The following is a 19,000-nucleotide window of genomic DNA, read 5'->3' as shown; positions in this document are numbered from 1 at the left end:
CGCGAAGAAGGGCAAACCGCTTTCACCTACACAATCGCACCGACGGATACGGAGACCGAAAATGGATAAACCGCTCGACCGGCGACGCACCGCCATGGAACTTATTGAAAACATGTTCAATGTTGAAATGCGTTTCCTGCAATCAGGGTCGGAAAGCTTCGATGTGCTTGCCAGCGCATTCCATGCCGAGATTGTGGTGCATGAGCCGCAGTCCCTGCCCTATGCCGGTGACTGGAATGGCCTCGACGGCGTTGGCGCTCTTTTCCGCAAGATGCGGGAAATCTGGAGCGACGTGGCGGTGGAGGATCTTCAAACCGCCCAGAACGATAACGTGGTGTTCATGAGCTGCATGCTTTCGCTGACGTCGCGAGCCACTGGTGCAACAATCATACAGCCGTTTGCCGAAGTCTTGCGCTTCAAGGATGACCGACTGATCGAAGGCACGCCGTTTTACTATGACACCGGCGAGATACTGGCGATCCTGCGCTGAGCATACCGCGAAACCATTCAGCGGTCGCGGCTCAGCCCCTTCTCTTCCAGCTCGGCGAGATAGGCGGCCCAGCGTGCGTCCTTCTCATGACCCAGCGTATGCAGGTAGTTCCAGGTGAAGATACCGGTGTCGTGGAAATCGTCGAAGGTGATGCGCACGGCATAGTTGCCGACCGGCTCGATCTTCAGGATCGCCACATTGCGCTTGCCGGGAACGGTGACGCGCTGTTCGGGCGAATGGCCCTGCACCTCGGCCGATGGCGAGGCGACCCGCAGAAGCTCGGCCGGCAACTCGAACGGCTGATGTCCCGGAAAGGTCACGGAAAGCAGCTTGCGATCTTTCGAGACCCTGAGTTCCTTCGGCGCTGTCATGGTGGTGGATCCTGCGGAGAACCGCCCTTCCCTACGCCGCTTCGTGTCGAGGGAAAAGGCCGCATCGAAAGTTCCGACATGATCTGTCGGCGTCGGAATGTTACCGGAGATCGCGAGCTGATATCTTGAATGGCAAGTTGGCTCGTATCACATAGCTATATATAACGAAGCCGTTCACGGCCACGGGAAGCGTACAGCATGGATATGATCGATCCTTTCGGTCGCACGATCACCTACCTGCGCGTGTCGGTTACGGACCGCTGCGATTTTCGCTGCACCTATTGCATGGCCGAGGACATGACGTTCCTGCCCAAGAAGGACCTGCTGTCGCTGGAAGAGCTCGACCGGCTCTGCACGGTCTTCATCGAAAAGGGCGTGCGCAAGCTCCGCCTCACCGGCGGCGAGCCGCTGGTACGCAAGAACATCATGCATCTTGTGCGCCAGCTTTCGCGGCATCTCGAGAGCGGTGCGCTGGACGAGCTGACGCTGACCACCAATGGATCGCAGCTTTCCCGCTTTGCCGCCGAGCTCGCCGACTGCGGCGTCAAACGCATTAACGTCTCGCTCGATACTCTCGATGCCGACAAATTTCGACAGATCACCCGCTGGGGCAATCTGGACAAGGTCATGGATGGCATCGACGCCGCGCAGGCGGCCGGGCTGAAGGTAAAGCTCAACGCTGTGGCGTTGAAGGACTTCAATGACGCCGAATTGCCGGACATGCTACGCTGGGCGCATGGCCGCGGCATGGATCTGACGGTCATCGAAACCATGCCGATGGGCGAGATCGATGCCGACCGCACCGATCAGTATTTGCCGCTGTCGCTGCTGCGTGCAGCACTCGAGCGCCAATTCACGCTGAGCGATATTCCCTACAAGACCGGTGGCCCGGCCCGCTACGTCCATGTCGCCGAGACCGGCGGGCGGCTGGGCTTCATCACGCCGATGACGCATAATTTCTGCGAAAGCTGCAACCGGGTCCGGCTGACCTGTACCGGCACCCTTTACATGTGCCTCGGCCAGGAAGATGCCGCAGACCTGCGCGCGCCACTGCGCGCGTCGGAAGGCAACGAGCTGGTCGCCGATGCCATCGACGAAGCAATCGACCGCAAGCCCAAAGGCCATGACTTCATCATCGATCGCCGCACCAACCGTCCGTCGGTGTCGCGGCATATGAGCGTCACCGGCGGCTGATTTTTAGCCGATTTCGTGCAAGAACAATCGCCTTGGTATCAGCGCGAGGCAAGGCGTGCAGCGGTTTCTTGCAGTCCTGACGTTTTTCGGAGTGATGGCGGGGACCATGGCAGTTGCCGCGTCATTTACCTATACGAACGAGCGCTTCGGTACCGTCTGCACCTTTCCGGATGAAATCTTCACTCTTCGCCAGCCTGAGCCGGATAATGGCGATGGACAGCAATGGCTCACCGCCGATGGCGCCAGCCTGATCTGTTCGGGTATCCTCAATATCGATGATGACACCCCGAAAGCCTTCCTCTCCGCCGAGAGGGCCAGCAAGGAACCTGGCTACAGGATCACCTACAGCAAGACCGGCAAGGACTGGGCGGTGCTGTCGGGCATCAAAGGCGGGAACATCTTCTACGAACGCCGCCTGTTCGGAAAAGATGGTGTCATCCGCACGGTCTGGATCGACTATCCGCCAGCCCTGAAATCGAAATACGACCCGCTCGTCGGTGCCATCGCCGGCAGCCTCAGGGGGCCGTGAGCATCCGGCCCGTCTCGACGTATTCGCAGCCTATTGTTTTTTGCTGATGAATTAAGGCTGACGCGTGTAGACGTACTGCACGGCGAGCCATTTCCTGCCGCTGCCATTGGCCTGGAGGAAGTGTTGCTCGGCCACTTCGTGATTGTCGCCGTCCCTGGAAATGATGAAATCGGAGGCCGTGAATCGCCCTTCGACCTCGGGCCCGAAGCCGACGAAACCAAGCGGCTCGAAAAGCAGTGAAATCTTGCCGTCCTCCTCGCCACCAAAACTCCAGGCGGGCATGATCCCTGCCGGGAAACGGGTGTCCATGGAGACATACTTCCAGCGGCCCTCCACCCGGTCATAGCTCAAATAGGCTATCCGCTGGAAGTCCGGGATTTTCGACCCGGGCGCCGGGCGCATCACCTCCTGCATGAAGGGGCCGATCATCGTACGTTCGGCCACCAGCCCGGTCATCACGATCGGCTGCGCACCGGGGGTTGGCCAGATCGTGTTGACGACGTTCCATTTCCCGATGCGGCGAGCGAGCTCATTCGCTTCGTGACCCGGCGTGGACATCCGTTCGACTGCCGACGCCGAAGCGCCGTTCTCGGCCAACGCAGACGCTATCGCCATGAAGATGACCGCCAGTGCAGAAGAGAACCGGAAAGCCGACGAAACGTGCCGCCTGCTTCCTGTGCCAAGCCTGTCCGCATTGCCTCGTGCATTCGTCATGGACCACCTCCCCAGACAAGATCAGAAGCCTACAATGACCAATTTGGCGACTCTTGCCGAGCAAATTGATCTCGTCGAGAATTCTCCTCGAGCGGCAGTGTGATCGATTTGCCATCCGAACCGAACCTTTAAAAGGGCACCTTTCGGGGTCACACCAGAAAAGGTCTTGTCCGCAAACGGTCACCGGATTACCGCAAGCCCATTCGGGCCTAGCCTCTGCTCTGGAGCGGTTCTTCGCCCAGTGGGGGAATACGATATGCGCAAACTCATTCTTTCTCTTGCATTGCTCAGCCTCGCGGCCCTGCCCGCGGCGGCCCAGTCGATCGGCGGCACCTATGCCGTGGCCGGCACCAATTTCGATGGGTCGTCCTATGGTGGCGACGCGACGATCACGCTGACCAGCGAGACGACCTGCACAATCCATTGACAGGCGGCTCGTCCTCGGACGGCATCTGCATGCGCAACGACGATGCCTTCTCCGCCAGTTATGTCATGGGCAAGGCGGTCGGTCTTGTCGTCTACAGAGTGCAGGACGACGGCTCGCTGCGTGGCCTGTGGACGATTGCCGGCAAGGAAGGCAACGGCACCGAGGTACTGACGCCCAAATAAGCCCTGCCGCTCTTGCGCGACAGATGTTACGGGCCATAGAAAGGCTGTGGCCCAGCCCTTTGACGTTGCTGTTTTGCGGGTGCCTGATAGACGCTTGCTGCAGGACTCACCCGGTAATCTGCCTTGCCTCTTTCGCCAAACCTGCGCGGCGCGTTGTTCATGATGGTGGCCATGGCTGGTTTCACCGTCAACGACGCTATCACGAAATTCTCGTCGGAATCGATGAACATGGCGCAGGTCATGCTGATCCGCGGCGCCTTCGCTTCGCTTTTCGTTGGCCTGCTTGCGTGGCAACGCGGCGCGCTTGCCCGGCCAGGCTCGATGCTGCAGCCGACCGTTGCGCTGCGCGTTGCCAGCGAGGCCGGCGCCACGGTGTCGTTCCTGGTTGCTCTGGCGCAGCTTCCGATCGCCAATGTCTCCGCCGTGCTGCAGGCGCTGCCGCTGGCAGTGACGATGGGCGCAGCGCTTGTGTTCAACGAGGGCGTCGGCTGGCGGCGCTGGCTGGCTATTGCCGTCGGTTTTGCCGGCGTGCTGATCATCGTGCGGCCGGGCTTCGAAGGGTTCAGCGTCTTTTCTCTGCTGGCGCTGGCCAGCGTGGCATGCTGTGCGGTGCGCGATCTCGCCACCAAGCGGATACCGCAGGCAATTCCGACATTGCTGGTGTCGAGCGCCACCGCCCTTGCCATGACGTTTCTGGGCGCGGCATTGCTTTCACCGATGGGCGGTTGGACACCGATGACAGGACAAAGCACGGCGTTCCTGGCGCTGGCGGCAGTGCTCGTGCTCATCGGCTACCACTTCATCATCACGGCGATGCGGGTGGGCGATATCTCCTTCATCGCGCCGTTCCGCTACACCGCCCTGCTCTGGTCGATCCTGCTTGGCTTCACGATCTTCGGCGATGTCCCGGATCTGCCGATGATCGTCGGTGCCACGATCATCATCGCCTCAGGCCTCTATGCACTCTACCGCGAACGGATCGTCGGCCGGCGAAAAACAGCCGCCGAAAGCACTGGACCGGACATGGCGCCGGACGGCATATAGGGTGACTGTCGACGACCGTCCGATTTGAAAACTGGATTTTGGTCATTGGGTCTAGGCAGCAAACGATGGGCCGACATATCGCAGGGATCATTCTGGCCGGCGGCCGATCGAGCCGGATGGGTGGCGGCGACAAGACCCTGCTTGCGCTTGGCGACGGCACCCTGCTCGACCGTGTCGTTTCGCGCCTTGGCCCGCAGGTCGGCCCGCTTGCGCTAAACGCCAATGGCGATCCGACACGATTTGCCGCGACGGGGCTTCCGGTGCTTGCCGATACCGTCAAAGGTTATGCCGGACCGCTTGCCGGGATACTGACCGGCCTCGAATGGGCTTCCGACGCGGCCTGCCAAGCGCTGGTCACGGCTGCCGGCGATACGCCTTTCCTGCCCAAGGACATGGTCGAGCGGCTGCTCGCGGCAGCCTATGCGCGCCCGGGCTCTATCGCGGTCTCCTGTTCCGGCGGAAAACGGCATCCGACCTTTGCACTCTGGCCGCTAGGGTTAGATCAGGCCTTGCGACAATTTCTCGTCGAGGAAGACAACCGGCGCGTTGCGGCGTTCATCGACCGGCACGGTTTTGTCGAGGTGGAATTTCCCATCCTGAAATTCGGCGGAGCCGAGATCGATCCGTTCTTCAACATCAACACTCCCGACGACCTTGCCCAGGCCGCACATCTGTTGCAGAGCATCGAGCCATGAAAAGACGTATCTTTGGCATCACCGGCTGGAAGAACTCCGGCAAGACGACATTGACCGAAAAGCTGGTGGCCGAGCTCGTCCGGCGCGGCTGGAAAGTGTCGACGGTAAAACACGCCCATCATGATTTCGACATCGACAAACCCGGAGCGGACAGCTTTCGCCACCGGCAGGCGGGAGCGATGGAGGTCGCGGTCGTGTCGGGCAGGCGCTGGGCGCTGATGCACGAATTGCGCGGCGAGGACGAGCCGACGCTGGACGCGATCCTGTCACGGCTGGCACCCTCCGACATCGTGCTGGTCGAGGGTTACAAGCGCGAGGCGCACAAGAAAATCGAGACGCGACGGCTCGAGGCCAAGGACCAGACACCGCTCTCTGCAGCCGATCCACACATTGTCGCTATCGCGTCCGACTTCCACATTGTCGGCGAAGACCTGCCGGCCTTCGATCTCGACGACACGAATTCGATCGCTGACTTCATCGAGCGCGCCACCGGCCTGACGCGCTGAGATCGCGGCCGCAGGGGGTTCCGGCCACTTTCTCTCCATTTAGGCGTTTGACCCAGCGTCACCGTTTTCTGAACATGACCTTCCCTCAAGCGACGGTTTTTGCAGTTGCTTTTTCTTGGGAAACAATGGGAGTATCGCGCCAGCGGGCGGTCAAAAGCACCGCCCACAGAGCCGTTCGGGAACGACGGCCGGGACCAACAGAGAGGACCATTATGCGTATTGCACTGCGTATCGCGCTCGCCGCTTCGGCTGCGCTGCTGACGCTTGGCGTTGCCCAGGCCCAGGAAAAAACCTTGAGGATCGGTACCGAGGGAGCGTATCCGCCATTCAACAACCTCACCGCCGACGGCCAACTCGTGGGCTTTGATATCGACATCGCCAAGGCGCTGTGCGAGGAGATGAAGGTGAAGTGCACCTTCGTCGCGCAGGACTGGGACGGCATCATTCCAGCCCTTCAGGCAGGCAAGTTCGACGCCATCGTCGCGTCGATGTCGATCACGCCGGAACGCGCCGAGAAGGTCGACTTCACCCACAAATATTACAATACGCCGCCGGCGATCGCCGCGCCCAAGGACACCGACATCAAGGGTGTCACCAAGGAAGATTTGGCCGGCAAGACGATCGGCGTGCAGGCGTCCACCACGCATTTCAACTATTCGACCAAGACTTATACCGAAAGCACCGTCAAGCCGTACCCGACCGCACAGGAATACCAGCTCGATCTGGCCAATGGTCGGCTCGATGCCGCCAATGACGACGTCGTCGTGCTGCAGCAATGGCTGGATTCGCCGGACGGCGCCTGCTGCAAGCTGGTCGGCACAATCAAGCCGGTTATCGAAATCCACGGTCCGGGCGCCGGCATTGCCGTGCGCAAGGGCGAGACCGACCTCGTCAACCAGTTCAATGCGGCGATCGACGCCATCCGCGCAAACGGAAAGTACAAGGAAATCAACGACAAATACTTCAAATATGATGTTTATGGCGGCGAGTCCTGATCGACCGACATAGGAGGACGTGAACGGCGGGAGATTCCCGCCGTTCTTATAAGGTTGCCGCGCACCAGGGGTGATGCGGTACGGGTCTCAAAGAGCCTAAAGGAGAACAGGCAGGCGGATGCAGAGCGCACTGACGCTTCTCAGTTGGGGACCCGAAGGCTGGCTCGACGATATCGCTGCGGGTGTATTTGTTACGGTATGTCTTGCGCTGGCCACTCTGCCCTTCGGGCTGACGCTCGGCTTTTTCGTGGCGCTGGCCAAACAGTCGGAAGAGCCGTCGCTGAGACTGGCCGGGAACATCTACACCACGATTTTTCGCGGAATACCTGAGCTGCTCACGCTGTTTCTGATCTTCTTCGGCATCCCATTGATCCTGCAGTACTTTGTCCGGCTGGTGAGCCCCGGAACGTCCGCCGACGTCAACAGCTTCGTCGCCGGTATGATCGCGCTGTGTTTCATTTTTTCCTCTTATTCCAGCGAGGTGTTTTTATCCGCGTTCCGCGCCATTCCAAAAGGGCAATATGAGGGAGGCTATTCGGTTGGCCTGTCCAGCGGCCAGACTATGCGGCTGATCGTGCTGCCGCAGTTGATCCGCATCGCGTTGCCCGGACTTGCCAATCTCTGGCTTATCCTGCTCAAGGACACCGCCCTCGTCTCGGCCGTCGGCCTCAACGAGATCCTCCGCCAGAGCGGGGTTGCCGCTCGCGTCACCAAGCACGCGTTCCTGTTTTACGGTTTTGCCGGCCTGATCTATCTCCTGCTGGCGATCGTCTCCTCCTTCGGCATCAACGCGATCGAACGAGCGGTCGGCGGCAGCGAGGTCAAGAGATGAGCCTTGCCACCGACGCGCTGAAGGTCGACCGGCCGCCGCCGCCCGCACGCGGCTGGTCGCGCCAACGCATCCTCGGCCATGTCCTGGTCGGCCTGTGGATCGCTCTCGGCATTGGCATGGTCGTCTACCTAGTCGCTGCGTGGAACCCGGAGTTCTTCCAGAAATATGCACCCGGTTACATATCCGGCCTCGGCATCACCCTGTTGCTGGTTGCCATCTCGATTGTGCTTGGCGCGATCCTGTCGGTACCGATCGCCTATGCACGCATGTCGAAGAACCCGATCCTTTCGGGGTTCGCCTATGCCTATGTCTATTTCTTTCGCGGCACGCCGCTGTTGGCGCAGACCTTCCTGGTCTACTACGGGGTCGGCTCCTTCCGGCCGGAGCTCGAGATGGTCGGACTATGGGGCTTCTTCCGCGAAGCGTTCAACTGCGCGATCTTCGCCTTTTCGCTGAATACGGCCGCGTACCAGGCCGAGATCTTGCGTGGCGCGATCGAGAGCGTGCCGCGGGGTCAATGGGAAGGTGCCGCCTCGCTCGGCCTGCATAAACTACAGACGATGTGGAAAATCATCCTGCCGCAGGCGTTGATTGTGGCGCTGCGCCCCTATGGCAACGAGATCATCCTGATGATCAAGGGCTCGGCGATCGTCGCCATCATCACGGTCTACGATTTGATGGGCATCACCCGGCTCACCTATGCGCGCACCTTCGACTTTCAGTCGTATATCTGGGCGGCGATCATCTATCTGGTCATCGTTGAAACACTGCGCCACGGCGTCGAGTGGATCGAACGGCGCATCACCATCCATCTGCACCGCTGACTCCCATCGCCTTGCCTGATCCGGTAAGAAGACCGCAAAGCAGGCTTCTAAGGGATTCGAAAACATGGCTTCGGTGGCATTTCTCGGTCTTGGCGTCATGGGCTATCCGATGGCCGGGCATCTCAAGAACAAGGGTGGTCACAACGTCACCGTCTACAACCGTACCAGCACCAAGGCCGAGCAGTGGGTTGCCCAGCATGGCGGCAGCTTTGCTGAGACGCCAGCGGAGGCGGCCGAGGGCAAGGATTTTGTCTTTTCCTGCGTCGGCAATGACGACGATCTGCGCTCGGTGACGACCGGCGCCCGAGGCGCCTTCAATTCCATGAAGAAAGGCGCCATCTTCGTCGACAACACCACGGCATCGGCCGAGGTCGCGCGCGAACTGGCGCAGCAGGCGCAAGCGCTCGGGTTTTCGTTCCTCGACGCCCCGGTCTCCGGCGGTCAGGCAGGCGCCGAGAACGGCATGCTGACCGTGATGGTCGGCGGCGAGCCCGACGCCTTCGACAGGGCCAAGCCAGTCATAGACGCTTATGCCCGCATGGTCGGATTGATGGGACCGGCCGGGGCTGGCCAGCTCACCAAGATGATCAACCAAATCTGCATCGCCGGCCTCGTTCAGGGCTTGGCCGAGGGCATTCATTTCGGCAAGAAGGCTGGGCTCGACATCGAAAGGGTCATAGAGGTGATTTCCAAGGGTGCGGCCGGTTCCTGGCAGATGGAGAACCGGCACAAGACGATGAATGCCGGCAAATATGATTTCGGCTTCGCCGTCGACTGGATGCGCAAGGATCTTGGCATCTGCCTCGCCGAGGCCGACCGCAACGGCGCCAAACTGCCGGTGACGGCACTCGTCGACCAGTTCTACAAGGACGTGCAGGCGATGGGCGGCAAGCGCTGGGACACGTCCTCGCTGCTGGCGCGGCTGGAGAAATAGGATTTCGCCGTAGCCGAGCTTTCGCCTCAATCCAGCGCCGATGAAATTGTCGCTCATCTGCGCTCGATCGCCTCGGAGGAAAATCGACTTGGCATGCTGCGCTACGGCATCAAGATCGAACGTGCGCTCGGTATCTCGCATGGCGTGCAGCGGCAGATTGCCAAGAAAATCAAGCGCAACCATGAGCGTGCCTTTGAGCTTTGGCAGACAGGCATCATGGAAGCGCAGTTCATCGCTTCCGTGACAGCCGATCCGGAGCGGTTCTCCGCCGCGGATGCAAGACGATGGGCGGCGACTTTCGACTCCTGGGATATCGTCGACGGGGTCTCCGATCTCTTTGTCGATACGGATTGCTGGAAGGAATTGATCGCCGAATTCGCGGTCGACGAACGGGAATTTGTTCGACGCACGGCTTTTGCGATGATGGCCTGGTCGGTGGTCCACCGGAAGAAGGAACCCGAGGCGACCTTCCTCGAATTTCTGCCGATCATCGAAGCGCATGCGACCGACGGCCGCAATTTTGTGAAGAAGGCCGTGAACTGGGCGCTTCGTTCGATCGGCAAGCGATCGATGAATTTGCACGGCCCTGCCCTTGCCGTGGCTCTAAAACTGGCGGCCTCGACAGACAGGACTGCTCGCTGGATCGGCAAGGATGCCGTGAAGGAACTCTCCGATGCCAAGACGCTCGAACGGCTCGCCGCCAGAAAAGCTTGACCTGAGCGAAGTGCGCTTCACGGAGGTGACGCAATTGACGCGCGCCGATTTCGAAAACCTGTTCGAGCAACCCGGCGGGCCGAAATACTGCTGGTGTACGGCTTGGCGCAATCTCGACCGCCGCGAGTATGTCGAGAACGACGAGAAGAAACGCGCGATGATGGCGCTGATCGACACCGGCACACCGGTCGGCATTGTCGCCCAGTTCGATGGCCGGACCGTCGGCTGGTGCTCGGTCGCGCCGCGCCAGACCTACCGCAAGTTGTCACGGCAGCAGGATGACCGCGAGGCCGGGATCTGGTCGATCGTCTGCTTCTTTGTGCCGAGAGCGTTGCGCGGTGGCGGGCTGGCAAGCGCATTGCTTGATGCAGCCATCGATCACGCCTTTGCCAAAGGTGCCACGACGATCGAGGCTTATCCGGTCGACCAGGCATCGCCGAGCTACAGCTTCATGGGTTTTCGTGACATGTTCGTCGCCCGCGGCTTTCGCGAGATCGGCATGACCGGCTCGCGCCGGCATGTCATGCGGCTTGAACGTTGACCTTGGCGACAGCGGCAGCTTTACTTGCTGGCATAGGCCGCAGATCAAGGCCCAGCAGTGGAGCAGGAATGAAAAACCGTCTCAAGTCAGGCGCGACGCTTGCAGCCGCAGTGTTCGTCTCTGTTGTCGCAGGCAACGCTTGCGCCGGGACGATGCATATTTTCTGGAAGGATCTGCGCCCGGCGAGCCAGGCAGCCGCCGAAAGCGTCGGGCTGCCGATGATCGCGGCCAAAATGCCGGATCATGGCGAAACGCTGTCACTCAACTTGCAGGACAAGACCGTACAACTCGCGGGCTATGCACTGCCGGTCGATCGCGACGGTGATCTCGTCTACCAATTCCTGCTGGTGCCCTGGACGGGGGCCTGCAGCCATATGCCGACGCCGCCGCCCAACCAGATCGTCCTCGTTACGCCTGCCCAACCCTACCGGATGTCTGAGGCCTACCAGCCGGTTTCGGTGACCGGCGCCTTGCAGCCGGGCATGGAGAAGAGTCAGCTTTTTATCCTTGACGGTGTAAGTGTCATCCAGTCGGGCTACGCTGTGCGCAAGGCCGAGGTGGTCGACGTCGGCACCGTGCCGGACACGATCACGCTGCCGGTCAACTCGCCCTGGACTTTCCTCAACAAAAAGAAAAACTAAGCAGAAGATCTCAGGCGGCGTTGGCGCCGGACTCCTTGTCGAGCACCATGTAATCCAGCGGCATCTCGGTCGTGTATTTGATCTGCTCCATGGCGAAGGAAGACGACACGTCGCGGATCTCGATCTTGGCGATCAGCCGCTTGTAGAAGGCGTCGTAGGCGGCGATATCGGGCACCACGACGCGCAAGAGATAGTCGACGTCGCCGCTCATGCGGTAGAATTCGACCACTTCCGGGAATTCCTGGATGACCTCCGAAAAGCGCCGCAGCCATTCATGGCTGTGCGAATTGGTGCGGATCGAGACGAACACCGTCACCCGCACATTGACCTTTTCATGATCGAGGATGGCAACGCGCCGCTTGATGACCCCCTCTTCTTCGAGCTTTTGGATGCGCCGCCAGCACGGCGTCGTCGACAGGCCGACCTTCTTGGCGACGTCGGCGACTGCAAGCGTCGCATCCTCCTGCAGGAGGCGGAGAATTTTTCTATCGAGGCGGTCCATTGGGTGCTCCCCTGACGCAAATCGTCAAAATGCGCGGCTTTGGCACAACGACATGCATGAAAACAAGAATTTAACGCGCGTCCCGTCATGCGACGCACTTCGAGGAATAGATTACCATATTCCCTCTTGCTCAAGCCTATTACAAGAAAGAAATTCTGTTGAATAGCGCAAAAGCGAGTGATTTCTTGCTGAACACTTAGCCGAGGCGATAGCGGATTTCCGATCTCAGAAAGGGCAGCAAATCCATTTCAAACCATGGATTGCGCTTCAGCCAGCCGGTGTTGCGCCAGGACGGGTGCGGCAGCGGCACGATCTTCGGGTCAGTCGACGCTGCCCAGATGGCGCGCCAGTCCATGACTGTTTCGGTCAGCGAGGGACGGCGCGCCGCGCCCATATGCCAGCTTTGCGCGTAGATGCCGATCGTCAGTACCAGATCGACCTGCGGCATCAGCGCCATCAGCAATGCGCGCCAGGCCGGCGCACATTCGCGGCGCGGCGGCAGGTCGGCGCCCTTGGCGTCCTGACCGGGAAAGCAAAAACCCATCGGCACGATGGCAAACTTGTCCGTATCATAGAATTCCTCGCTGCCGACGCCCAGCCAGCTTCGCAGCCGGTCGCCGGAGGCATCGGTGAACGGCATCCCTGTGATGTGGACCTTGGTACCCGGCGCCTGGCTGGCGATCAGGATGCGGGCGCTCGACGATGGCCGGAGCACCGGACGCGGCTGGTGCGGCAACGGCCTGCCGGCTGGCTTATCGACGCAGATGCGGCAGGCACGTACCCTCGCCACCAGGGCTTCCAACTGTTCGCTCATTTGGGACTCGTTATCAGGCGGCGGCACTCGGCCGGCTGGAGATTTCCCGATGCCAGCGCAGCACGTTGCTACACTCTTCGGGTACCTTGATGCGAGCCGGCTTCATGAAATCGATGGCGACCAGCCCGGTGATGTCAGCGATCGAATAGGCATCGCCAGCGACGAATTCCCTGCCGGCGAGCTCAGTGTCCAGAAATCTCAGGAATTCGACCGCCTTCGGCTTGTTGGCCTCGCCCCATTCGGGGATCTGCGGGATCTCCCATTCCCTCATTGCGGGGTGGATGTGCCGGAAGGCCGCGGCGACGCAGCCGAACAAATTGAACTCCAGACGTCTTTGCCACATCTCGACGATTGCCTTGCCGAGCGCCCCATGCCCGAACAAAGCCGGCTCGGGGTGCAGTTCCTCGAAGTAACGACAGATTGCGACGGATTCGGTGATGATGGTGCCGTCATCGAGCTCGAGCACCGGCAGACGCTTCAGCGGATTGCGCGAGCTGACCGGCTGCTCTTTGTGCTCCAGCGCGCCCATGTCGACGGGCATCAGCGGAACCTGAAGTCCCTTTTCGGCCAGAAAAATCCGAACCCGACGTGGATTGGGCGCGCGCCCGCCGTCGAACAGCTTCATCTCCATCCTCCTCGTCCGTCCCGACGAACTATAGGCACAACTCACCAGAAGCGAAAAATTTCACGCAGGGCATCGCCGATCGACGCCAAGGCGCCGTGCTTTCTTTCGACCAGCTCATGGCCGTGGCTCTCGCGCCAGTTCTTCGGCTCGTCGAAAGTTCCGCCCCAGATGCCGGCTTTGCCCGCGCGCGCAGCAGCTTCCTCGGTCTCGAAATCACCAAAGGCGACCGCCCAGCCGGCCTCGACCTGTGCGCGGTTGAGATCCTTCCCGCCGGCCTTGCAGTCGCCGAGCAGCCTGCCGTAGCGGTCGCGCTGCCAGCCGCTGCAGGAGACCGCTTTGCCGGCTATCAACCGCACCAGGGACTGCCGCGCGAGCTTGCCGCAAGGATAGTCGGCACCGTCCTTGCGGCAGATTTGCGAATATTCCGGCGCATCGATGCCACGCATGCGGATGCGCTCGCTGCCGAGCGTGATGCTATCGCCATCATTGACGGTGGCCGCGCCCTCCGTCTTGCGCGTCTCCACCCGGTCGAGGCGCGCCGCCAGGAGGATCAGCAGGCCCAGCACGATGAGTGTCAGCCCATAGTCCATCAGTCGGCGCCACAGGCTTCGCGGACGTGGCGCATAGTATCGCTGGCGCGGCCATCGCGACCACGAACGGCTCATATGGCAAACCGTTGGTTAATCATTCGAACGTAGCTTAACGATTTGAAATTGCTGCCCGCGTAAATTGAAGACTTCATGCCCCTGCAACGCTCGACCACGGCGGACAAGTTTATTGTGGACCGCAGGAAACGCCATCGCAACAGCGATGTCGCGCGCGCGGTGCGCAAGACGCGCGACCGTCTTTCGCAGCAAGCCGGAAATCCCGACTTCGACCGCGAGCTGTTGAAGCTCCACGCGCTTTCGATGACCGGCGGCGTGATCGTTATCCCGCTGCTCGTTCTGGCAACTGCCGCGGCAGGCTTGTTCGCGGGCCTCGGCAAGGAGATCGGCGTCTGGGCGCTGTTCACATTCATCTGCTATACCATCGTTGCGTTCATGGCCAGACGCGTCACTCAAGCGTCCGAGCTCAACCCGCTGGAGACGCACAGGGATTTCCTGATCGGCCATTTTCTTTGCGGGCTTGGCTGGGCCTGGTTCGCATGGCTTGGCTGCGAAGCTTGCCAAATCGACCAGTTCCAGGTCGCCAAGGCGGTGGTGCTGCTGCTCGCCATGTCGGCAACCGCGATCCTGGCATCGTCCCTTCGCGGTGCGCTGTTGGCGACCTTCGCCCTCCCGGTCGCCATCTATGCCTATGCCAGTGCAAAATTATGGATGCCGGTCGAAGTGATCATGGCCGGGTTGCTGATGTCGTCGCTGCCGTTCTTCGCCTATGTGGCGCGCCAGCTCAACCGTTCCTCGCTGATGCTGTTTTCGTTCCGCTCCGAAAAGGATGCGCTGATCGCCGAAGTGGAAACGGCGAAATCGATGTCGGACGAGGCACGGCGGCGGGCGGAAGACGCCAATCTGGCGAAATCGCGTTTCTTGGCCTCGATGAGCCACGAACTGCGCACGCCGCTCAACGCCATTCTCGGCTTTTCCGAAGTGATGGCCAACGAGGTGCTCGGCCCGATGAGCAACCCGACATATCGCGACTATGCCCGTGACGTGCACGACTCCGGACAGCATCTGCTCGACCTGATCAACGAAATCCTCGACCTGTCGCGTATCGAAGCGGGCCGTTATCAGCTCAATGAGGAGCCGATGATGCTGCTTTCCGTCGTCGAGGATTGCTGCCACATGATGGAGTTGAAGGCGCGCAACAAGGACATCCGCATCGTCCAGGATTTCGAAAACGCCTTGCCGCGCCTGTTTGCCGACGAACGCGCGGTGCGGCAGATTGTGCTCAACCTCTTGTCCAACGCCATCAAGTTCACCGCGACCGGCGGCGAAATCCGCGTGCGCGTCGGCTGGACGGCGGGCGGCGGGCAATATCTCTCCGTCAAGGACAATGGGCCGGGCATACCGGAAGACGAGATTCCGATCGTGCTCTCGGCCTTCGGCCAGGGCTCGATCGCCATCAAGAGCGCCGAACAGGGTACAGGGCTTGGCCTGCCGATCGTGCAAGGCCTGCTGGCCATGCATGGCGGTGAATTCCAGCTCCATTCCAGGCTGCGCGAAGGGACCGAGGCGATCGCAATCTTCCCGCTGAGCCGGGTGATGGAGGAACTGCCGGCGCTGCCGACCAAGGCGGTTGCTTCACGCCGCCGCTGAATGCTACCCGCCGACCGCGGCTGCCATGCCGGAGCTGGTCAGCGCGGCCGCCTTGACCAGGCCGGCGGCAAGCGCCGCCCCTACCCCCTCGCCTTGACTGACGCCCAGATCGAGCAGCGGGCGAAGGCCGAGGCGCTCGGCGGCCTTGGCATGGCCAGGCTCCGGCGACAGGCTTGCGAGGAGACAATGATCGAGCGCGGCGGGGTTGGCGGTATGTAGGACGCCAGCGGCCGCAGTCACCGCAAACCCGTCGAGCAGCACCGGGATCTTCTGCATCCGCGCCGCCAGAATGGCGCCGCAGATCGCTGCGAATTCCCGTCCACCGACCCGGCGCAGCGCTTCCAGCGGGTCCTTGAGGCTCGCGCCGTGAAACGCGACCGCGGCATCGACCACCTCCGCCTTGCGCCTTTGCATCGCTGCGTCGGCCCCTGATCCAGGGCCGACCCAGTCGGCGCCGGTGCCGCCGAACAGTGCGGTGCAAAGGGCCGCGGCGACAGTCGAATTGCCAACGCCGAGGTCGCCAAGGCAAAGCAGGTCGGTGCCGCCGGCAATCGCCTCCATGCCGAAGGCCATGGTGGCGGCGCAACCGCGCTCGTCCAGTGCCGCATCCTCGGTGATGTCGGCTGTCGGAATGTGCAGAGCCAGATCGAACACCTTCAAGCCGAGGTCGTTGGCGATGCAGATCTGGTTGATCGCTGCACCGCCGGCGGCGCAGAGCTCGACTGCATTTGCCGTAGCGGCGGCGGGGCGCGGCGAAATGCCGTGGCGGGTGACGCCATGATTGCCGGCAAAGATCGCCACCAATGGTCGAGTCACCGCCGGCGGCGCGCGACCGCTCCAGCCGGCGAGCCAGGCGGCGATGTCCTCGATGCGGCCAAGCGAGCCTTCGGGCTTGTCTGCCTTGGCAAACAACTGGCGAACGCGGGTGTTGGCAGCCATATCTGCCGGCGGCAGGCTCACCAGGAGGTCGCGAAAATCGTCGAAAGGCAGTGCGCTGGTCATGTCGATGGCAATCGTCCTTGTGAATTGGTGAGCGGCATAGCCGCCTTGGCGGGCCGGCACAACCTCGGCAAAACTTCGAGGTATTGACGCGAACGCACCCGTTGGCGGCGCATCCCGGAGGGCTTGCATTGACTTTGTCGTTGCACCATGTGGAGGCTAGCCAAGGAAATCCTTATGACGGCCATTGAATCCCCGTGCATCTTGGTCTGCTCGATCGACATGAAAACCGGCTTCTGTTTCGGTTGCGGCCGCACGCGCGAGGAAATCGCAGCCTGGATCGACATGACCCCGCAAACCCGCCGCAGCGTCATGGCCGAGCTGCCGGCAAGGCTGGAAACGGTCGAGCGACGCCCCCGCCGGGAAACCCGTCGCAGCCGCATGGCACGCGAACGCGACGCCCTCTCGTGAACCGGCCGCAGAGATGAACCGACTGCTGTGGATTCTGATCGTCGCGATCGGGGCAGGTGTACTCCTGCTCATGCTCAACGATTCCGCCGGCAATACATTCGGCATTGAGAATTACGATTTCAGCCAGTTGATCTGGCTTGGCGCCTTAGCGGCACTCGTCGGCGCCGGCCTGCTCAGATCGGGCAGGCCGTTGGGCACCATGGCCCGCAGCCTCGGCGCCTGGGGCGCCATCGTGCTGGCGCTGATCGCCGGCTATCAGTACCGCTATGAGTTGCAGGATTTCGCCAGCCGCGTCACCGCCGGCCTTGTTCCCGGCAGTCCGCTGGCGCTGGGCGTGGAAGAAGGCCATGCCACCGTCACCCTGGACAAGGCCGGCAGCGGCCATTTCGAAGCGCGCGTCACGATCAACGGCACGCCGATCCTGACGGTTGTCGATACCGGCGCGACCAGCACAGTGCTGACCGCCGAGGACGCTGTGGCGGCCGGGTTCAATTCGGCGGCTCTCCACTTCACCATCCCGATCTCGACCGCCAACGGCATGACGCGCGCAGCGGCGGTGCGAAGCGACGAACTGTCGATCGGCGGCATCGTGCGCAAGGACATGCCCATCATGATCGCCGCACCCGGCACCCTCGGTCAGAGCCTGCTCGGCATGAATTTCATTAGCTCGCTGTCGGGTTTCGACGTGCGCGGCGACCGCATGATCTTGCGGGATTGAGTTCGCTCAGGCCGCCTCTGCGGTCCTGCCGAAATCGACCTCGGCGAAGGCTGACTTCAGCACCTCCGGTCCGGCACCCGGCCGTGTCGCCTCGGTGGAGAGGATCTGCCGGTAGCGGCGTGCACCGGGCAGGCCGTGAAACAGCCCGACCATGTGCCGGGTGACATGCCCGAGCCGTCCACCCTGTTCGATATGGCGTGCCGCATAGTTCGCCATGGCGTCGATCAGCGCGGCAAAGTCGAACAACTCAGCTGTGCTGCCGTAAAACGCGGCATCCATGCCGGTCAGTATCCCTGGCGTGTGATAGGCAGCGCGGCCGAGCATGGCGCCATCGACATGGTCGAGATGCGTCAGCGCTTCTGCGAGAGATTGAATGCCGCCGTTGATGCCGATGAATTTGTTTTGTTTTCTGGCTTTCAGCCGATAGACGCGGTCATAGTCGAGCGGGGGGATGTCACGATTTTCCTTTGGGCTCAGTCCTTCCAGCCAGGCCTTGCGGGCGTGCACCCACAGCGCGTCGGCGCCGGTCGCGAAAACACCATCGGCCAACGCATCGAGTGCCGGTTCCGGATCCTGCTCATCGACGCCGATGCGGCACTTGACGGTAACCGGTATTTTCACCGCCGCCTTCATCGCCGCAACGCAATCTGCGACGAGCACAGGCGCCTTCATCAGGCAGGCTCCGAAGGTGCCCGACTGGACGCGGTCGGACGGGCAGCCGACATTGAGGTTGATTTCATCATAGCCGAAGGCTTCGCCGATGCGCGCCGCCTCGGCCAGCTTTCCCGGATCGGCGCCGCCGAGTTGCAGCGCCACCGGATGCTCGCTGTCGTCGAAGCCAAGCAGGCGCTCGCGTGCGCCGTGGATGACCGCATCGGCCACCACCATCTCGGTGTAGAGCAGCGCCTCGCGCGTCAGCTGGCGATGGAAGAACCGACAGTGCCGGTCCGTCCAGTCCATCATGGGTGCCACGGCCACTCTATGGTCTTGATTTTTCAGCATTTTTTCTTTAGCATCAAATCGTTAGAACCTGCCAAGTGCAC

Annotated in this window: 24 protein-coding genes and 2 pseudogenes; 18 read left to right on the top strand and 8 right to left on the bottom strand. The window is 61.5% G+C overall.

Features of this window, described 5'->3' with window-relative positions; genetic code table 11:
- Nucleotides 1-61: 61 nt before the first annotated feature.
- Nucleotides 62-490 (top strand): nuclear transport factor 2 family protein, encoded by a 429-nt coding sequence (locus NKJ12_RS16490; protein ID WP_352703913.1) that lies wholly within the window; start codon nucleotides 62-64, stop codon nucleotides 488-490.
- 17 nt (nucleotides 491-507) lie between these two features.
- Here NKJ12_RS16490 and NKJ12_RS16485 read toward each other — a convergent pair whose 3' ends face one another.
- A complete protein-coding gene (locus NKJ12_RS16485) occupies nucleotides 508-861 on the bottom strand; it encodes a gamma-butyrobetaine hydroxylase family protein (protein WP_023717628.1) in 354 nt (117 codons plus the stop codon).
- Nucleotides 862-1,059: 198 nt separating this feature from the next.
- On the opposite strand from NKJ12_RS16485, the gene moaA reads away from it, so the two are divergent.
- Nucleotides 1,060-2,055, top strand: a complete 996-nt coding sequence (gene moaA, locus NKJ12_RS16480; RefSeq protein ID WP_352703911.1) for a GTP 3',8-cyclase MoaA — start codon at nucleotides 1,060-1,062, stop codon at nucleotides 2,053-2,055.
- Nucleotides 2,056-2,161: 106 nt separating this feature from the next.
- Nucleotides 2,162-2,584 (top strand): hypothetical protein, encoded by a 423-nt coding sequence (locus tag NKJ12_RS16475; protein WP_352689338.1) that lies wholly within the window; start codon nucleotides 2,162-2,164, stop codon nucleotides 2,582-2,584.
- Between the two features lie 51 nt (nucleotides 2,585-2,635).
- On the opposite strand, the gene NKJ12_RS16470 is transcribed toward NKJ12_RS16475, so the two are convergent.
- Nucleotides 2,636-3,181, bottom strand: a complete 546-nt coding sequence (locus tag NKJ12_RS16470) for a hypothetical protein (RefSeq protein ID WP_352689340.1) — start codon at nucleotides 3,179-3,181, stop codon at nucleotides 2,636-2,638.
- Between the two features lie 16 nt (nucleotides 3,182-3,197).
- Here NKJ12_RS16470 and NKJ12_RS16465 point away from each other — a divergent pair, with 16 nt between their 5' ends.
- The 12 genes and pseudogenes from NKJ12_RS16465 (at nucleotide 3,198) to NKJ12_RS16410 (ending at nucleotide 11,633) form a co-directional block, all read left to right on the top strand.
- Nucleotides 3,198-3,401, top strand: a complete 204-nt coding sequence (locus NKJ12_RS16465; RefSeq protein ID WP_352689341.1) for a hypothetical protein — start codon at nucleotides 3,198-3,200, stop codon at nucleotides 3,399-3,401.
- Between the two features lie 153 nt (nucleotides 3,402-3,554).
- Nucleotides 3,555-3,907 (top strand): annotated as a pseudogene (locus NKJ12_RS16460) (hypothetical protein).
- A gap of 123 nt (nucleotides 3,908-4,030) precedes the next feature.
- The gene (locus NKJ12_RS16455) at nucleotides 4,031-4,951 is read left to right on the top strand and encodes a DMT family transporter (RefSeq protein ID WP_352689344.1); all 921 of its coding nucleotides are present in this window, start codon (nucleotides 4,031-4,033) and stop codon (nucleotides 4,949-4,951) included.
- 65 nt (nucleotides 4,952-5,016) lie between these two features.
- Nucleotides 5,017-5,646 carry a molybdenum cofactor guanylyltransferase MobA gene (mobA, locus tag NKJ12_RS16450; protein ID WP_352689345.1) on the top strand — a complete coding sequence of 210 codons (630 nt, stop codon included), beginning with the start codon at nucleotides 5,017-5,019 and terminating at the stop codon, nucleotides 5,644-5,646.
- Complete coding sequence (gene mobB, locus NKJ12_RS16445) at nucleotides 5,643-6,152, top strand: molybdopterin-guanine dinucleotide biosynthesis protein B (RefSeq protein ID WP_352689347.1); 510 nt, start codon at nucleotides 5,643-5,645, stop codon at nucleotides 6,150-6,152. Before mobA ends, mobB begins: the two co-directional genes overlap by 4 nt.
- Before the next feature lie 212 nt (nucleotides 6,153-6,364).
- The gene (locus tag NKJ12_RS16440; protein ID WP_352703909.1) at nucleotides 6,365-7,147 is read left to right on the top strand and encodes an ABC transporter substrate-binding protein; all 783 of its coding nucleotides are present in this window, start codon (nucleotides 6,365-6,367) and stop codon (nucleotides 7,145-7,147) included.
- 118 nt (nucleotides 7,148-7,265) lie between these two features.
- Nucleotides 7,266-7,979, top strand: coding sequence for an ABC transporter permease (locus NKJ12_RS16435; protein ID WP_254817256.1), 714 nt, complete (start codon nucleotides 7,266-7,268; stop codon nucleotides 7,977-7,979).
- Complete coding sequence (locus NKJ12_RS16430) at nucleotides 7,976-8,803, top strand: ABC transporter permease (protein WP_254817257.1); 828 nt, start codon at nucleotides 7,976-7,978, stop codon at nucleotides 8,801-8,803. Before NKJ12_RS16435 ends, NKJ12_RS16430 begins: the two co-directional genes overlap by 4 nt.
- A 58-nt stretch (nucleotides 8,804-8,861) precedes the next feature.
- Nucleotides 8,862-9,737 (top strand): annotated as a pseudogene (locus NKJ12_RS16425) (NAD(P)-dependent oxidoreductase); the annotation flags it as partial.
- Between the two features lie 93 nt (nucleotides 9,738-9,830).
- Entirely contained in the window at nucleotides 9,831-10,451 is a 621-nt protein-coding gene (locus NKJ12_RS16420) for a DNA alkylation repair protein (protein WP_352703907.1), read from the top strand.
- Nucleotides 10,411-10,992 (top strand): GNAT family N-acetyltransferase, encoded by a 582-nt coding sequence (locus NKJ12_RS16415; protein WP_352703905.1) that lies wholly within the window; start codon nucleotides 10,411-10,413, stop codon nucleotides 10,990-10,992. The genes NKJ12_RS16420 and NKJ12_RS16415 overlap by 41 nt, the downstream gene beginning before the upstream one ends.
- A gap of 68 nt (nucleotides 10,993-11,060) precedes the next feature.
- Complete coding sequence (locus NKJ12_RS16410) at nucleotides 11,061-11,633, top strand: DUF3299 domain-containing protein (protein ID WP_352645704.1); 573 nt, start codon at nucleotides 11,061-11,063, stop codon at nucleotides 11,631-11,633.
- Between the two features lie 10 nt (nucleotides 11,634-11,643).
- Here NKJ12_RS16410 and NKJ12_RS16405 read toward each other — a convergent pair whose 3' ends face one another.
- From NKJ12_RS16405 to NKJ12_RS16390, 4 genes are all read right to left on the bottom strand, one after another.
- Nucleotides 11,644-12,135, bottom strand: a complete 492-nt coding sequence (locus NKJ12_RS16405; RefSeq protein ID WP_006333679.1) for an Lrp/AsnC family transcriptional regulator — start codon at nucleotides 12,133-12,135, stop codon at nucleotides 11,644-11,646.
- Between the two features lie 196 nt (nucleotides 12,136-12,331).
- On the bottom strand, nucleotides 12,332-12,949 hold the full coding sequence (locus NKJ12_RS16400) for a uracil-DNA glycosylase family protein (RefSeq protein WP_352703902.1): 618 nt from the start codon (nucleotides 12,947-12,949) through the stop codon (nucleotides 12,332-12,334).
- 13 nt (nucleotides 12,950-12,962) lie between these two features.
- The gene (locus tag NKJ12_RS16395; protein ID WP_352703900.1) at nucleotides 12,963-13,574 is read right to left on the bottom strand and encodes a glutathione S-transferase; all 612 of its coding nucleotides are present in this window, start codon (nucleotides 13,572-13,574) and stop codon (nucleotides 12,963-12,965) included.
- 41 nt (nucleotides 13,575-13,615) lie between these two features.
- Nucleotides 13,616-14,239 (bottom strand): thermonuclease family protein, encoded by a 624-nt coding sequence (locus NKJ12_RS16390; protein ID WP_352703898.1) that lies wholly within the window; start codon nucleotides 14,237-14,239, stop codon nucleotides 13,616-13,618.
- 75 nt (nucleotides 14,240-14,314) lie between these two features.
- Here NKJ12_RS16390 and NKJ12_RS16385 point away from each other — a divergent pair, with 75 nt between their 5' ends.
- Nucleotides 14,315-15,829: a sensor histidine kinase gene (locus NKJ12_RS16385; protein ID WP_352703896.1), complete on the top strand. Its 1,515-nt coding sequence runs from the start codon at nucleotides 14,315-14,317 to the stop codon at nucleotides 15,827-15,829.
- 3 nt (nucleotides 15,830-15,832) lie between these two features.
- Here NKJ12_RS16385 and NKJ12_RS16380 read toward each other — a convergent pair whose 3' ends face one another.
- Nucleotides 15,833-16,831, bottom strand: a complete 999-nt coding sequence (locus NKJ12_RS16380; RefSeq protein ID WP_254817266.1) for a nicotinate-nucleotide--dimethylbenzimidazole phosphoribosyltransferase — start codon at nucleotides 16,829-16,831, stop codon at nucleotides 15,833-15,835.
- 174 nt (nucleotides 16,832-17,005) lie between these two features.
- Here NKJ12_RS16380 and NKJ12_RS16375 point away from each other — a divergent pair, with 174 nt between their 5' ends.
- Complete coding sequence (locus NKJ12_RS16375) at nucleotides 17,006-17,239, top strand: DUF1289 domain-containing protein (RefSeq protein WP_031193575.1); 234 nt, start codon at nucleotides 17,006-17,008, stop codon at nucleotides 17,237-17,239.
- Nucleotides 17,240-17,252: 13 nt separating this feature from the next.
- Complete coding sequence (locus tag NKJ12_RS16370) at nucleotides 17,253-17,957, top strand: TIGR02281 family clan AA aspartic protease (RefSeq protein WP_352703893.1); 705 nt, start codon at nucleotides 17,253-17,255, stop codon at nucleotides 17,955-17,957.
- A 6-nt stretch (nucleotides 17,958-17,963) separates the two neighbouring features.
- Here NKJ12_RS16370 and dusA read toward each other — a convergent pair whose 3' ends face one another.
- Nucleotides 17,964-18,959 carry a tRNA dihydrouridine(20/20a) synthase DusA gene (gene dusA / locus NKJ12_RS16365; RefSeq protein WP_352703891.1) on the bottom strand — a complete coding sequence of 332 codons (996 nt, stop codon included), beginning with the start codon at nucleotides 18,957-18,959 and terminating at the stop codon, nucleotides 17,964-17,966.
- Nucleotides 18,960-19,000 lie beyond the last annotated feature (41 nt).

Source organism: Mesorhizobium sp. M0195, from assembly GCF_040322115.1.
In the GTDB taxonomy this organism is placed as follows: domain Bacteria; phylum Pseudomonadota; class Alphaproteobacteria; order Rhizobiales; family Rhizobiaceae; genus Mesorhizobium.
This window is presented reverse-complemented; position numbering and strand designations above follow the sequence as displayed.